The sequence below is a fragment of the Variovorax sp. FW301-JW7 genome, from assembly GCF_058788795.1.
In genome coordinates this window covers 134,268-148,133 of sequence record NZ_JBYTBC010000010.1, presented here as the reverse complement: position 1 = coordinate 148,133, position 13,866 = coordinate 134,268, and the positions used below count along the sequence as shown (strand labels likewise).

Here is a 13,866-nt window from a genome sequence, read left to right as displayed (position 1 = left end):
CAAGATTCTGCGCGCTTTCATCCTGGCGGCGCGCGAGGGCAACGTCTCGCGCGCCCCCGAGAAGCTGCACCTGACGCAGCCCGCGGTGAGCCTGCAGCTCAAGCGTTTCGCGGAGGAAACCGGGCTGGTGCTGTTCACCCGCACGCCGCACGGGCTGGCGCTCACGGCCGACGGCGCGGCCATGCTGCCGCAGGCCGAGCGCGTGCTGGCGGCCGTGGGCGACCTGCAGCAGGCCGCGCGCAACCTGCAGGTCACGGTGCGCGGGGCGCTGCGCATCGGCACCATCCTCGACCCCGAGTTCACGCGGCTCGGTGTGTTCCTGCGCGAGCTGGTCGAGGCCGCGCCGCAGATCGAGACCGAGCTGCGCCACGGCATGAGCGGCAGCGTGCTGGCGCAGGTGCTGCGCGGCGAGCTCGACGTGGGCTTTCACCTCGACCCCAGCGACGAACCCGACGCCGCCGCACCGGCGCCGCTGGCGGTGCGCACGCTCACCCGCTTCAGCTACCGCGTGGTCGCGCCGGCCGGCTGGGGTCCGCAGGTGCTGGGGCGCGACTGGAAGGCGCTGGCCGCCCTGCCCTGGCTCGCCACGCCGCCCGAGTCGGCGCACCACCGTTTGCTGGAACGCGTGTTCGGCCCGCTCGGCCTGGCGCCCCGGCGCGTGGCGCTGGTCGACCAGGAGGCCTCGATGCTCGACCTGTTGAAGTCGGGCGTGGGCCTGAGCCTGGTGCGCGACTCGATCGCGATCCGCGAAAGCCAGGCCCACGGCCTCGTGCTGGCCGACCGTGTGCGGCTCGATTGCGCGCTGCGTTTCGTCTCGCTGGCCGCGCGCCGCGACGAGCCCGTGATCGCCAGCGCATGGAACGCGCTGGCCCGCGCCTGGAGCTGAAGGGTTCCTGAAAAAAACGGCGTCTGGCCCTACGCAAACGAAGGGCCAGACGCACACAAGCCCCGGATGCACGCGGTTACGATGCGCCCTCTCACCTGAACCTTTGTTTACGTTCTGTTCCGCACGCCTGCCCATGCCTTCCAACCCGTCGCCCGCTGACGCCTCCGCCATCGACGACGCCTCTGCGCCGCCGCGCGCGCGAACGCAGGACGTGGACGGCCGCAACTGGGCCGTGGCCAGCGGTTGCTGGACCACGCTGGCGATGTCGTCGCGGCAGGCCTGGGACGCCTTGGCCGCAGACCTCGCGGCCCTGCCGCCCGCGGACGACCGGGCCTGGGACCTGCGCCCCATCGGCCAGCTCGACCACATCGGCGCGCAGCTGCTGTGGGACCACTGGGGCCACGGTTGGCCGGCCACGCTCGAGCTGGCGCCGCAGCAGCAGGCGGTGCTCGACCATGTGGCGAAGTTCACGGTGGCCACGCCCGACGAGCCGCCCAAATCGCTGAGCGACCGGTTGCGCGAACTCGCGCACAACGGCCCGCGCGCGATGGTCGTGCTGCGCGACTTCGTGGGCCTGATCGGCCAGCTCGCACTCGACCTGTGCACGCTGGCGCGCGCACCGCACCGCGGGCCGTGGCGCGACTTCTCGGGCCACCTCTATCAGTTCGGCGCCACGGCGCTGCACATCACGGCGCTGGTCGGCCTGCTCATCGGCGTGGTGCTGGCCTACCTGATCTCGCAGCAGCTGCGCCAGTACGGCGCCGAGACCTTCGTGGTGAACATCCTCGGGCTGTCGCTGATCCGCGAACTCGGGCCGGTGCTGGCCGCCGTGCTGATCGCGGGCCGCTCGGGCTCGGCGATCACCGCGCAGATCGGCGTGATGCGCGTCACCGAAGAACTCGACGCCATGCGCGTGATGGGCATCCCGCACGGCTTCCGTCTCGTGATGCCGCGCGTGCTGGCGCTGGCCATCGCGATGCCGCTGATCAGCCTGTGGACCTCGATGGCGGCGCTGGCCGGCGGCATGCTCGCGGCCGACGCCGCACTCGGCATTTCGCCGGCGTATTTCCTGTCGGCCCTGCCGCGCGCGGTGCCCATCGCCAACCTCTGGCTGGCGCTGGCCAAGTCGGCGGTGTTCGGCGTGCTGATCGCGCTGATCGGCTGCTACTTCGGCATGAAGGTCAAGCCCAACACCGAGAGCCTGGGGCGCGGCACCACGTCGTCGGTCGTGACCTCGATCACTGCGGTGATCCTGGTCGACGCGCTCTTCGCCGTGCTGTTCAAGGGCATAGGATTCCGCGGATGAACGCCGCCGCGACATCCCCGTCGAACACCGTCGTCGACATCCGCAAGCTCTGGACCGTGTTCAAGAGCCCCGATGGCGAACAGGTGGTGCACCGCGACCTCGACCTGCACCTCGACCGCGGCGAGGTGCTGTCGTTGGTCGGCGGTTCGGGCACCGGCAAGACGGTGCTGCTGCGCCAGATCCTCGGGCTGCAAAAGCCCACGAAGGGCGCGGTCGAGGTGCTGGGCCGGGCGCCGGGCGAACTCAGCGCGGCCGGCGCGGCCAACGTGGGCATGCTGTTCCAGCACGGCGCGCTGTTCTCGGCTTTCAGCGTGCTGGAGAACATCGCCTTTCCGCTGCGCGAACTCAAGCTGCTGCCCGACGAGCTGATCCGCCATGCCGCGCTCGTGAAGCTGCAGATGGTGGGGCTGGAGCCGCAGCATGCGAACAAGAGCCCGTCGGACCTGTCGGGCGGCATGATCAAGCGCGTGGCGCTGGCGCGCGCGCTCATCATGGACCCGCCGCTGCTGCTGCTCGACGAACCCACGGCCGGCCTCGACCCCGAAGCCTCCGACAGCTTCTGCGACCTGCTGCGCGGCCTGCACCGCGAGCTAGGGCTGACGGTCGTGATGGTCACGCACGACCTGGACACCCTGTTCGACCTGAGCACCCGCATCGCGGTGCTGGCCGACCAGAAGGTGATCGTGAGCGGCACGGCGCGCGAAGTCATCGCCTATCCGCATCCCTTCATCCACGAATACTTTCTCGGCGGGCGCGGCCAGCGCGCCCTGGAGGCGCTGCACGACAAGCCCGCCGCCGGCACACAACCATCCGCGCCGCGGCCCGAGGCCGCGCGCGCTGAAGAAAGGTAGGTCCCCATGGAAAACAAGGCCCACGCCCTCGCCGCCGGCGCCTTCGTGCTCGGCCTGATCGCCGCGCTCGTCGCGCTGGTGGTCTGGTTCACGCGCGACAACACCGTGCGCAACGTGTACGAACTCTCCACCCGCGACGCCGTGAGTGGCCTGCAGCCGCAGGCCCAGGTGCGCTACCGCGGCATCTCGGTCGGCAAGGTGACCTCGATCGACTTCGACCCCAAGACCAAGGGCAACGTGCGCGTGCGCATCACGGTCGACGAGCGCGTGCCGCTCACCACCTCCAGCTTTGCCACGCTGAGCTACCAGGGCGTGACCGGCCTGGCCTTCATTGCGCTGGACGACGAGGGCGAATCGACCGTCGCGCTCAAGCCGAACAACGACAGCCCACCGCGCATTCCGCTCAAGCCCTCGATGCTCGCAAAGCTGCAGGACCGCGGCGAGGAAATCATCGACCAGGTGGAAGAAGTGACCAAGCGCGCCAACGCGCTGCTGGCCGACGCCAACCAGAAGCGCGTGGCCGACGCGCTGGAGAACATCGCAGCCGCCTCGGCCAGTGCCAACGCGCTCATCAAGCAGCTCGACAACACCGTGAAGACCGGCCTGAACCCGACGCTGGCCGCCATGCCCGAGACGCTGACGACAGTGAAGAAAGCCGCCGGCGACGTCTCGCGCGTGGCCAACAACTTCAACACCACCGTGGGCAAGCTCAACGCGCCCGACGGCCCGGTCGAGCGCCTGGGCGAGGGCACCAAGGCGCTGGCGCAGGCCGTCGATTCGTTCAATGCCGCCACCCTGCCGCGCGTGAACCGCGTGGCCGACGACACCGCCCACGCGGTGCGCCGCCTGGGCCGCGCGGCCGACAGCATCAACGACAACCCGCAATCGCTGCTGTTCGGCAACGGCGGCGCGGCCGCGGGCCCGGGCGAGCCCGGCTTCGTTGCGCCCGCCGCACGCCACTGACCGGGAGCAGACAAACCATGCGCATGAAGAACACCCTCCACGCCCTCGCCAGCCTCGGCTGTGTGCTGCTGGTCGCCGGCTGCGGCATGCTGCCCGACAAGCCGGCACGCGCCACGCTGTACGACTTCGGCCCCGGCCTTTCGTCCGCCGCACCTGCAGCAGCGCCGACGACCGCGCTGCCGGCGCTGTCCCTCGCGGAGTTCGACAGCAACGCGCGCCTGGACGGCACGCAGATCCTGTACCGCATGGGCTACGCCGACGCCAACGAGCTGCGCCCGTACGGCCAGTCGCGCTGGAGCCTGCCGCCTGCGCAGCTGCTGCGCCAGCGGCTGCGCGACACGCTGGCCGAGCGCCGCACCGTGCTCGGCCCTGAAGAAAGCGCGACGCTCGCGCGCACCGAAGGCATCGTGCCCGACACGCTGCGCATTTCGCTCGACGAGTTCAGCCACTACTTCGACGCGCCCGCCAGCAGCACGGGCCTGGTGCGCCTGCGCGCCACGCTGGTCCGCACCGCCACCGGCGGCGATCGCGTGATGGGCCAGCGGACCTTCACCGTGCGCCGCCCCGCCGCCAGCGCCGACGCGCCCGGTGGCGTGAAGGCGCTGGTCGCGGCGAGCGACGCGGCCATGGCCGAGGTCGTGCAATGGGTCGACCAGCTGCAGCAGCAAGACCCGCCGCAGCCGCGTGCGGCGGCGCCACGGCGCTGAACGGCTTTTCATTCCACCCCACCCTGAGGAGACCCGTCCCATGAACGCAACGCGCATCGTCGGCATCCTGCTGGTCGTGGCCGGCATCGCCGGGCTCGGCCTGGGCGGCTTCAGCTTCACCAAGGAAACCCACCAGGCCAAGCTCGGCCCGCTGGAGTTCTCGGTGAAGGAAAAACAGACCGTCAACATCCCGGCCTGGGCCGGCGTGGCGGCGATCGTGGTGGGCGGCGCGCTGGTGCTGCTGGGTGGCAAGAAGGGCTGAGCGCCCGCCGACCACCGCCATGGCCGACGCCTTCGTGCCGCTGGAAGGCGGCTGCACCTGCCGGCAGGTGCGCTACCGCCTGAACGCCCCGCCGCTCTTCGTGCACTGCTGCCACTGCCGCTGGTGCCAGCGCGAGACAGGCTCGTCCTTCGCGCTCAATGCGCTCATCGAACCGGAACACGTGCAGATGCTGCAGGGCGCGGTCGATCGGGTGCTCACGCCCTCGGCCAGCGGACGCGGCCAGACCTACGCGCGCTGCCCCGCCTGCCATGTCGCGCTGTGGAGCCACTACGCCGGCGCCGGCGACGCCGTGAGCTTCATCCGCGTGGGCACGCTCGACACGCCCGACCGGCTGCCGCCGGACCTGCACATCTTCACGATGTCGAAGCAGCCGTGGGTGGTGCTGCCGCCCGGCACACCGACCGTGCACGAGTACTACGACCGTAAAGATTACTGGCCCGCCGAGAGCCTCGCGCGCTGGCGGGTGTTGCGCGAGAAGATGCGGGCCGGCTGACCTGCGCGCCCCGCCTCAGCGGCTCGCATACCCGGACAGGAACGCATCGACCGCCGCGTTCGCGTAGCGCTCCAGCTCGGCGGGGTCGCTCGCATGGTCGCCCGTGAACATGGCCCGGTTCAACGGAATCCACAGCAGCAGCCCGGTGAAGTGGTTGGCCGCGAGCAGCGGGTCGTCGACCTTGAGCAGCCCACGCTGGGCGTAGCGCTCGAAGCTCGCGGCCAGCGTCGCGAGCACGCGTTCGAAGCCTTGCGCGAACCAGGCTCGCGCCACGTCGGGAAAGCGCTCCGCATTGGCGATCACCAGGCGCCGCAGCCGCAGCAGCTCGGGTTGCATCAGCGCGGTGACGAGCTTGCGGGCCAGCCCCTGCAACGCCTCCCGGGGGTGGCTGGCGTCCGCCAGCGAGCCGGCCACCAGCTGGATGACCGTGTCAACGTCGTCGGCCGTGAGCTGAATGATCGCGGCGTAGAGCCGCTCCTTGTCGGTGAAGTGCCGGTACAGCGTGGGCTTGGACACGCCCGCCAGGGTGGCGACCTCGTCCATGGTCGTGCCGTTGTAGCCCCGGTCGAGGAAGACCGTGGACGCGGCTTCCAGGATGAGCCTGCGCTTGCGGTCGGATCGTTTTTCTGCGGGCTGTTCCATCACCGGACTCCGGGTTTCTTGACAATCAACAACGAAACTATACAGTTTAGTTTCCATTCACTTGCACCCATGCCACCATGGAATTCCAGACGACAACGCGCATCGCAGGCGCCTCCTCGCAGCGGGCGCTGCTGGCCTGCGGCATGTGGGTCGCGCCCGTGTTCTACGGGCTCGCCGTGCTCCAGTTGCTGCTGCGCCCCGAGTTCGACATCCGCGCGCTTCCGATCAGCTACCTCGCGCTGGGCGAGCTCGGCTGGATCCAGGTGGGCAGCTTCATTCTCTCGGGATTGTTCGCAATTCTTTGCGCCGTCGGGCTCAAGGCCTGGCTGAAGGGCCAGCGCGGCGGCACCTGGGGACCGATCCTGGTCGGGCTGTTCGGCGTCGGCACGGTGCTGGCGGGCCTCTTTCCACCCGACCCGTTCCCCAAGGCCGGCGAGACGCCCACGATGAGCGTGCCCGGCGCGCTGCACATGCTCGCGTTCTTCCTGGCGTTCCTGTCGCTGATCGCGGCCTGCTTCGTTTTCGCGCGCCGCTTCTTCGCGCTGAAGCAAGGCGGGTGGGCGCTCTATTCGATGGCCACCGGCATCCTGGTGCCCGTGCTGATCGGCCTGGGCATGAGCAACCCGGCTTCGGCCAGCGTGATCGTGGCCGGTGCGGGGCTGGTGCTCTTCGGGTGGCTGGGCGTCCTGTCGTGGCGGATGCGCTCGGGCGGGATCGTCAGGCCCGCGGCGTGACCGCATCGTCGGTGCCCGCCATGCCGGCGACCAACTTCGGCAGCAGGTCTTCCGACGCCCCCCGCAACACCACCGCCGCCGCATCGTCCAGGTGCGGCAGCGGCTCGATGTTCAGCGTGACCAGCCGCGCCCCGCGCGCCATCGCCAGCTTGGGCAGTTCGGCCGCCGGGTAGACGATGGTGGTGCTGCCGACCACCAGGAACAGGTCGGACTCCTGCGCCGCCACCTGGGCGTCGAGCAGCACGCCGGCGTTCAGCATCTCGCCGAACATGACCACGTCGGGCCGCGCGTGCGAGCCGCAGCGCAGGCAACGGTGGAAGGGCCAGGGGCCGCTGCGGTTGCCGCAGTGGTCGCAGCGCCAGCGGCGCAGCGAGCCGTGCAGCTCCAGCACGTCCTGGCCGCCGGCCTTGCCGAGCAGGCCGTCGACGTTCTGCGTGATGAGCCGGGTCGCGGGGCGCAGCCGCTGCAGCTGCGCGAGCGCGAGGTGGCCGGGGTTGGGCGACGCGGTCTCGATCTGCGCCAGGCGCTGGGCCCAGAACTTCGTGAAGCCGCCCGGGTCACGCGCGAGGTCGTCGGCATGCGAGAACTTGAGCGCGTTCTGGCTCATCCACAGGCCGTCGGCGTCGCGGTAGGTCGGGATGCCCGAGGCCTTGGACAGCCCCGCGCCCGAGAAGACCACGATGCGCCGCGCGCCGCGCAGCAGCGCGACGGTGCGGTCGATGCGCAGCGCGAGGTCGTCGGAAGAAGAGAAAGAAGACAAGGCGGAAGAAAACAGGGTCATCGATCGGAAACGGAGGGAACCACGGCGCCGGTGGCGCTCGCGCCCAGGCGCTGCGACACCGTGCCCGCGCAGGCCTTGAGCGCGCGCGCGATCTCGCCGTCCCAGGCGGTGTGGAAAATGCCGGCCGGGCCGATGGCGGTCACGGCCAGCACGATGGCGCCGGTGTGGTCGAACACAGGCGCGGCCATGGCGCTCACGCCCTCGATCACCTCGCCGTCGGAGCGGCTGATGCCGTGGTCGCGCACTTCCTGGCACTGGCGCTCGAAATCGCTCCACGAGGGCAGCGGTTGCACCGGCGGCATGCCGGCCGGCGGCGCGGGCTCGGCGGCGCCCTTGCGCTGCTTCTGGCGCTGGCGCTCGTCCTCGAGCTGCGCGCGCACCACCGCCGGGTCGAGGTAGGCGGCAAAGACGCGGCCCGAGGCCGTGTTGGTAAGCGAGAACACCGTGCCGTGGCGCATGTTCACGTGCACCGGCGAGGGCGACTCGGCCGTGCGCACGATGGTCGCGCCGCGCGCGCCCCACACGGCCAGCGCCACGGTGTGGCCGATCTGCTGCGCGAGCTGGCCGATCAGCGGCGTGGCGATGTGCACCGGGTCGGCCTGCTGCAGGCTGATCAGCCCCAGTTGCAAGGCCAGCGGGCCAAGCAGATAGTGGCCGCTGGCGCGGTCCTGCTCGATGAGGCCCAGCCGGCCGAAGCTCACCATGTACGGGTGGGCCTTGGCGGCCGTCATGTCCGCTTCGCGGGCAAGGTCCTTGAGCGCCATCGGGCGGCCGTGGTGCACCAGCGCGCGCAGCAGCTGCCCGCCGACTTCGATGCTCTGGATGCCGCGCTGGGCGCGGTCGGTGTCAGTCGCTGCCATGGCCGCCTTGCCGTCTGGTTGTTCGTTCATGAAGAAGGCATTAGACATGAACTGATCTCGGGCTTACACTCCGCGCATTCGTTATCTGCAAACTCGTTCGCCTTAAACGAATCAGGCGAATCCCAAAACCACCCCACCGGAGACACACGATGAGCCAAGCCAAGAAATTCGCCAGCCAGGCCGACCTGGAAGAAAAGAAGATCACCTTCAGCCAGATCTCGGAGCACGCCTGGGCCTACACGGCCGAAGGCGACCCCAACACCGGGATCATCATCGGCGACGACTGCGTGCTGGTGGCCGACACCCAGGCCACGCCCGCCATGGCTGCCGACGTGGTGCGCCGCATCCGCGAAGTGACCGACAAGCCCATCAAGTACGTGGTGCTCACCCACTACCACGCGGTGCGCGTGCTGGGCGCGGCAGGCTACGACGCCGAACACATCCTGGCCAGCCAGGACACGCGCGACCTGATCGTCGAGCGCGGCGAGGAAGACAAGGCCAGCGAAATCGGCCGCTTCCCGCGCCTGTTCCAGAACGTCGAGACGGTGCCCCCGGGCCTGACCTGGCCCACCATGACCTTCACCGGCAAGATGACGCTGTGGCTGGGCAAGCTCGAAGTGCAGCTGCTGCAGCTGGGCCGCGGCCACACCAAGGGCGACACCGTTGTCTGGCTGCCGCAGGAGCGCGCGCTGCTGTCGGGCGACCTGGTCGAGTTCGGCGCCACGCCGTACGCCGGCGACGCCTACTTCCAGGACTGGCCGCAGACGCTGGACAACATCGCCGCCCTGAAGCCCCTGGCCCTGGTGCCGGGCCGCGGCGCCGCGCTGACCACGCCCGAGGACGTGGCCAAGGGCCTGCAGGAAACGCGCGCCTTCATCGCCGACGTGTACGCCAGCGTGCAGGACGGCGTGAAGGCCGGCCGCGACCTGAACGCGGTCTACAAGGAGACCTACGAGAAGCTCAAGCCCAAGTACAGCCAGTGGGTGATCTTCGACCACTGCATGCCCTTCGACGTGAGCCGCGCCTACGACGAGGCCTCGGGCCACGCCGACCCGCGCGTGTGGACGGCGCAGCGCGACATCGACATGTGGAAGGCCCTGGAAGGCTGATCGCGCCGCGACCTTCCCCCGCGCGGGGAAGGCGACGGAAACGACAAGAACACGGAGACACCACGTGATCGACTACCAAAGCCTGCGCTTCGACTACACCCGCCACGCCGACCAGGACGCCGCCGCGCCCGCCCGCCACCCCGTGGTGGTCGTGGGCGCCGGCCCGGTGGGCCTCACGCTCGCCATCGACCTCGCCCTGCGGCAGATTCCCGTGGTGCTGCTCGACAACGACAACAGCCTGTCCAGCGGGTCGCGCGCGATCTGCTTCGCCAAGCGCACGCTCGAGGTGTTCGATCGCCTCGGCTGCGGCGACCGCATGGTGGACAAGGGCGTGTCGTGGAACGTCGGCAAGGTGTTCTTCCATGACGAGCAGGTCTACCGCTTCGACCTGCTGCCCGAGCCCGGCCACGAGCGCCCGGCCTTCATCAACCTGCAGCAGTACTACGTCGAGGGCTACCTCGTCGAACGCGCCGCGGCCTTGCCGCTGATCGACCTGCGCTGGAACAACAAGGTGGTCGGCATCGAGCAGCGCGATGACGGCGCGATGCTCACCATCGAGACGCCTGAAGGCAACTACGAACTGGCCGCTGGCTACGTCGCCGCCTGCGACGGCTCGCGCTCCAACCTGCGCCAGATGCTGGGGCAGGAGGCCAAGGGCCGCGTGTTCCGCGACCGCTTCCTTATCGCCGACATCACGATGGACGCGCAGCTGCCCACCGAGCGCCGCTTCTGGTTCGACCCCTCGTTCCACCCCGGCCAGAGCGTGCTGCTGCACAAGCAGGCCGACGGCATGTGGCGCGTCGACTTCCAGCTCGGCTGGGACGCCGACCCGGTGGAAGAGCGCAAGCCTGAGCGCATCACGCCGCGCGTGCGCGCGCTGCTGGACAGCATCGGCTTCGAAGGCGTGCAGTTCCAGATCGGCTGGGCCAGCGTCTACACCTTCGCCTGCCAGCGCATGGAGCGCTTCCGCCACGGCCGCGTGCTGTTCGCGGGCGACTCGGCGCACGGCGTGTCGCCCTTCGGCGCGCGCGGCGCCAACTCGGGCGTGCAGGACGCCGACAACCTCGCCTGGAAGCTCGCGGCCGTGCTGGCCGGCGACGCGCCCGACGCACTGCTCGACAGCTACGCCAGCGAACGCGAATACGCCGCCGACGAGAACATCCGCAATTCGACGCGCGCCACCGACTTCATCACGCCCAAGAGCGAGGTGAGCCGCCTCTTCCGCGACGCGGTGCTCGAGCTGACCAAGCGCCACGCCTTCGCGCGCTCGCTGGTCAACAGCGGGCGGCTGTCGGTGGCCACGGTGCTGCGCGACTCGCCGCTCAACACGCCCGACGCCGACACCTTCGCCGGCGCGATGGTGCCCGGCGCAGCAGCAGCCGATGCGCCCGTGCGGCGCGCCGACGGCAGCACCGGCTGGCTGCTGCGCGAATGCCATGTGGCGCGCTTCACCGCGCTGGTGTTCGGCACCGGCGACGCCGCCGAGCGCAGCCTGCAGGCGCTGAACGCCAGCGAGCTCGCGCTGCACGTCGTGCGCGTGGAAGGCACCGGCGCCGACGCCGAACTCGCCACGCAGCGCTACGACGCGCAGCCCGGCACCGTCTACCTGCTGCGGCCCGACCAGCACGTGTGCGCGCGCTGGCGGCAGCCCACGGCGGCGAAGCTCCGCGCGGCCCTCGACCACGCACTGGCAAAGGCATGACCCCGATGCAACCGCAACTGATCACCACGCCGAACCTCGAAGCGCCCGACGATTTCTACGAGGCGCTCATCGAGGCCCACCAGGGGCTTTCCACGGAGGAAAGCCACGCCTTCAACGCACGGCTCGTGCTCGTGCTGGCCAACCACGTCGGCTCGCTGGCCGTGCTGCGCGAAGCCTTCGACGCGGCACGCGCCGGCTGAACGGCCACGCATTCCCACCTCATCGCGACTTTCGAAAGACAAGCCCATGACCCAAGCAACACCCGCCGCCGAACGGCGCTACCAGAGCGGCTTCGGCAACGAGTACGCCTCCGAGGCCGTGCCCGGTGCGCTGCCGCAAGGCCGCAACAACCCGCAGCGCGGCCCCTTCGACCTGTACACCGAGTTGCTCTCGGGCACCGCCTTCACGGCGCCGCGCCACGAGAACCGCCGCACCTGGCTGTACCGCCGCCAGCCCTCGGTGGTGTCGGGCCGCTACCAGCCCTACGCGCAGGCGCACTGGACCACCGGCGCCGACCGCGAGATCGCGCTGCCGCCCGAGCCGATGCGCTGGGGCCCGCTGCCGCTGGACGGCGCGGCCGACGTCGACTTCATCGACGGCATGCACACGCTGGCCGCCAACGGCGACGCCGAGTCGCAGGTCGGCATCGGCTCGCTGATGTACATGGCGGGCCGTTCGATGGACCAACGCGCCTTCGTCAACGCCGACGGCGAGATGCTGGTGATGCCCCAACAAGGCCGCCTCGTCGTCACGACCGAACTCGGCGTGCTCGACGTCAAGCCCGGCGAAATCGTGGTGCTGCCGCGCGGCATGGCCTTCAAGGTGGCCCTGCCCGACGGGCTCTCGCGCGGCTACGTGTGCGAGAACTACGGCGCGCACTTCCGCCTGCCCGAGCTCGGCCCGATCGGCTCGAACGGTCTGGCCAATGCGCGCGACTTCCAGGCGCCCGTGGCGGCTTTCGAGGCAGACGGCGGCGCCTACGAGCTGGTGAAGAAATTCGGTGGCCGCTTCTGGACCGCACCGACCAAGCAATCGCCCTTCAACGTGGTCGCCTGGCACGGCAACCTCGCGCCGGTGAAGTACGACACGGCCAACTTCATGGTCATCGGCTCGATCAGCTTCGACCATCCCGATCCGTCGATCTTCACCGTGCTGACCTCGCCCAGCGACACGCCCGGCACGGCCAACTGCGACTTCGTGATCTTCCCGCCGCGCTGGATGGTGATGGAAAACACCTTCCGTCCGCCGTGGTTCCACCGCAACCTCATGAGCGAGTTCATGGGCCTGGTGCTGGGCGAGTACGACGCCAAGCCGGGCGGCTTCAAGCCCGGCGGCGCGAGCCTGCACAACTGCATGGTGCCGCACGGCCCGGATGAAGAAGCCTTCGACAAGGCCACGCACGCCGACCTCAAGCCGCACAAGCTGGACAACACGCTGGCCTTCATGTTCGAGAGCCGCTACCGTTTCATCCCGACGAACTTCGCGCTGCAAAGCCCGGCGCTCGACACCGACTACACCGACTGCTGGGCCGATCTGAAAGACCAATTCAAGGCATGACGCACGCTCTCACCCTCACCCGCCGCGCCGCGGCCCTCGCGCTGCTGGCCGCGCCGCTGCTGGCGCACGCGGCCGACTTTCCGTCCAAGCCCATCAAGTTCATCGTGCCCTACACGGCCGGCGGCACCACCGACCTGGTGGCGCGCACCGTGGGCCAGAAGGTGTCGGAGAAGCTGGGCCAGCCCGTGCTCATCGACAACCGCGGCGGCGCGGGCGGCAACATCGGCATGGACGCCGTGGCCAAGGCCGCGCCCGACGGCTACACGATCGGCTTCGGCGCCATCTCGACCAACGCGCTGAACCCGCACATCTACAAGTCGATGGCCTTCGACCCGCGCAAGGACTTCACGGCCATCAGCCTGCTGGGCATGTCGACCATCGTGCTCGAAGTGCCCGCAAGTTCGGCCATCAAGACCGTGCCCGAGCTCATCGCCGCCGCGAAGAAGAACCCCGGCCTGCCCTACGCCACCGCGGGCGCCGGCACCTCGATGAACCTGGCCGGCGTGATGTTCGCGCAGATGACCGGCACCGAGCTCACGCACGTGGCCTACAAGGGCAGCGGCCCGGCCATCACCGACATGCTGGGCAACACCATCGGCGTGATGTTCGACAACCTGCCGGCCTCGCTGCCGCACATCCAGGCCGGCAAGCTGCGCGCGCTGGCCGTGGCGGGCTCCACGCGCTCGCCCTCGCTGCCCGACGTGCCGACGATGGCCGAAGCGGGCCTCAAGGGCTATGCGCTGGAGCCGTGGTTCGGCGTGTACGGCCCGGCGAAGCTGCCGGCGCCGATCGTGAAGGCGCTGAACGAAGCATTCGTCGAAGCGCTCGCCATGCCCGACGTGAAAGCCAAGCTGCAGCAGGCCGGCTTCTCGCCGCGCGGCTCGAGCGCGCAGGAGCTCTCCACGCTCACCGACACCGAATACAAGCGCCTGGGCGATGTGGCCAAGAAGGCCGGCATGACCGCAGACTGATCCGACTCAAGAACCGAAAGA

General features: G+C 69.8%; 16 protein-coding genes. 13 read left to right on the top strand and 3 right to left on the bottom strand.

Going from position 1 to position 13,866, the window contains the following annotated elements; genetic code table 11:
* The first annotated feature begins 4 nt into the window (after positions 1–4).
* The 7 genes from AC3WQM_RS24965 to AC3WQM_RS24935 all read left to right on the top strand — a co-directional run bounded on the left by AC3WQM_RS24965 (position 5) and on the right by AC3WQM_RS24935 (position 5,489).
* Entirely contained in the window at positions 5–886 is an 882-nt protein-coding gene (locus AC3WQM_RS24965) for a LysR family transcriptional regulator (RefSeq protein ID WP_492682643.1), read from the top strand.
* Between the two features lie 133 nt (positions 887–1,019).
* Positions 1,020–2,192: an MlaE family ABC transporter permease gene (locus tag AC3WQM_RS24960; RefSeq protein WP_492682487.1), complete on the top strand. Its 1,173-nt coding sequence runs from the start codon at positions 1,020–1,022 to the stop codon at positions 2,190–2,192.
* Positions 2,189–3,043 (top strand): ABC transporter ATP-binding protein, encoded by an 855-nt coding sequence (locus tag AC3WQM_RS24955; RefSeq protein ID WP_492682485.1) that lies wholly within the window; start codon positions 2,189–2,191, stop codon positions 3,041–3,043. The genes AC3WQM_RS24960 and AC3WQM_RS24955 overlap by 4 nt, the downstream gene beginning before the upstream one ends.
* A gap of 6 nt (positions 3,044–3,049) precedes the next feature.
* Positions 3,050–4,006 carry an MlaD family protein gene (locus tag AC3WQM_RS24950; protein ID WP_492682483.1) on the top strand — a complete coding sequence of 319 codons (957 nt, stop codon included), beginning with the start codon at positions 3,050–3,052 and terminating at the stop codon, positions 4,004–4,006.
* A 23-nt stretch (positions 4,007–4,029) separates the two neighbouring features.
* Positions 4,030–4,713 (top strand): ABC-type transport auxiliary lipoprotein family protein, encoded by a 684-nt coding sequence (locus tag AC3WQM_RS24945; protein ID WP_492682481.1) that lies wholly within the window; start codon positions 4,030–4,032, stop codon positions 4,711–4,713.
* A gap of 40 nt (positions 4,714–4,753) precedes the next feature.
* Positions 4,754–4,975, top strand: a complete 222-nt coding sequence (locus AC3WQM_RS24940; RefSeq protein ID WP_062472741.1) for a hypothetical protein — start codon at positions 4,754–4,756, stop codon at positions 4,973–4,975.
* A gap of 19 nt (positions 4,976–4,994) precedes the next feature.
* Positions 4,995–5,489 (top strand): GFA family protein, encoded by a 495-nt coding sequence (locus AC3WQM_RS24935; RefSeq protein ID WP_492682479.1) that lies wholly within the window; start codon positions 4,995–4,997, stop codon positions 5,487–5,489.
* A gap of 15 nt (positions 5,490–5,504) precedes the next feature.
* Here the strand turns inward: AC3WQM_RS24935 and AC3WQM_RS24930 are convergent, their stop codons facing one another.
* Entirely contained in the window at positions 5,505–6,131 is a 627-nt protein-coding gene (locus AC3WQM_RS24930; RefSeq protein ID WP_492682477.1) for a TetR/AcrR family transcriptional regulator, read from the bottom strand.
* A gap of 77 nt (positions 6,132–6,208) precedes the next feature.
* Between AC3WQM_RS24930 and AC3WQM_RS24925 the strand changes: the two genes are divergently transcribed.
* Complete coding sequence (locus AC3WQM_RS24925) at positions 6,209–6,865, top strand: DUF998 domain-containing protein (protein ID WP_492682475.1); 657 nt, start codon at positions 6,209–6,211, stop codon at positions 6,863–6,865.
* Here the strand turns inward: AC3WQM_RS24925 and AC3WQM_RS24920 are convergent.
* Complete coding sequence (locus tag AC3WQM_RS24920) at positions 6,849–7,646, bottom strand: SIR2 family NAD-dependent protein deacylase (protein ID WP_492682473.1); 798 nt, start codon at positions 7,644–7,646, stop codon at positions 6,849–6,851. The genes AC3WQM_RS24925 and AC3WQM_RS24920 overlap by 17 nt on opposite strands.
* A complete protein-coding gene (locus AC3WQM_RS24915; protein ID WP_062472735.1) occupies positions 7,643–8,506 on the bottom strand; it encodes an IclR family transcriptional regulator in 864 nt (287 codons plus the stop codon). Before AC3WQM_RS24915 ends, AC3WQM_RS24920 begins: the two co-directional genes overlap by 4 nt.
* A 149-nt stretch (positions 8,507–8,655) precedes the next feature.
* On the opposite strand from AC3WQM_RS24915, the gene AC3WQM_RS24910 reads away from it, so the two are divergent.
* The 5 genes from AC3WQM_RS24910 (at position 8,656) to AC3WQM_RS24890 (ending at position 13,845) form a co-directional block, all read left to right on the top strand.
* A complete protein-coding gene (locus AC3WQM_RS24910) occupies positions 8,656–9,615 on the top strand; it encodes an MBL fold metallo-hydrolase (protein ID WP_492682471.1) in 960 nt (319 codons plus the stop codon).
* A 64-nt stretch (positions 9,616–9,679) separates the two neighbouring features.
* Positions 9,680–11,317 carry an FAD-dependent oxidoreductase gene (locus tag AC3WQM_RS24905; protein WP_492682469.1) on the top strand — a complete coding sequence of 546 codons (1,638 nt, stop codon included), beginning with the start codon at positions 9,680–9,682 and terminating at the stop codon, positions 11,315–11,317.
* Positions 11,318–11,322: 5 nt separating this feature from the next.
* Positions 11,323–11,517: a DUF2783 domain-containing protein gene (locus AC3WQM_RS24900; RefSeq protein ID WP_062472729.1), complete on the top strand. Its 195-nt coding sequence runs from the start codon at positions 11,323–11,325 to the stop codon at positions 11,515–11,517.
* Positions 11,518–11,563: 46 nt separating this feature from the next.
* A complete protein-coding gene (hmgA, locus tag AC3WQM_RS24895) occupies positions 11,564–12,874 on the top strand; it encodes a homogentisate 1,2-dioxygenase (RefSeq protein ID WP_492682467.1) in 1,311 nt (436 codons plus the stop codon).
* Complete coding sequence (locus AC3WQM_RS24890) at positions 12,871–13,845, top strand: Bug family tripartite tricarboxylate transporter substrate binding protein (RefSeq protein WP_492682465.1); 975 nt, start codon at positions 12,871–12,873, stop codon at positions 13,843–13,845. The genes hmgA and AC3WQM_RS24890 overlap by 4 nt, the downstream gene beginning before the upstream one ends.
* The last annotated feature ends 21 nt before the right edge of the window (positions 13,846–13,866 follow it).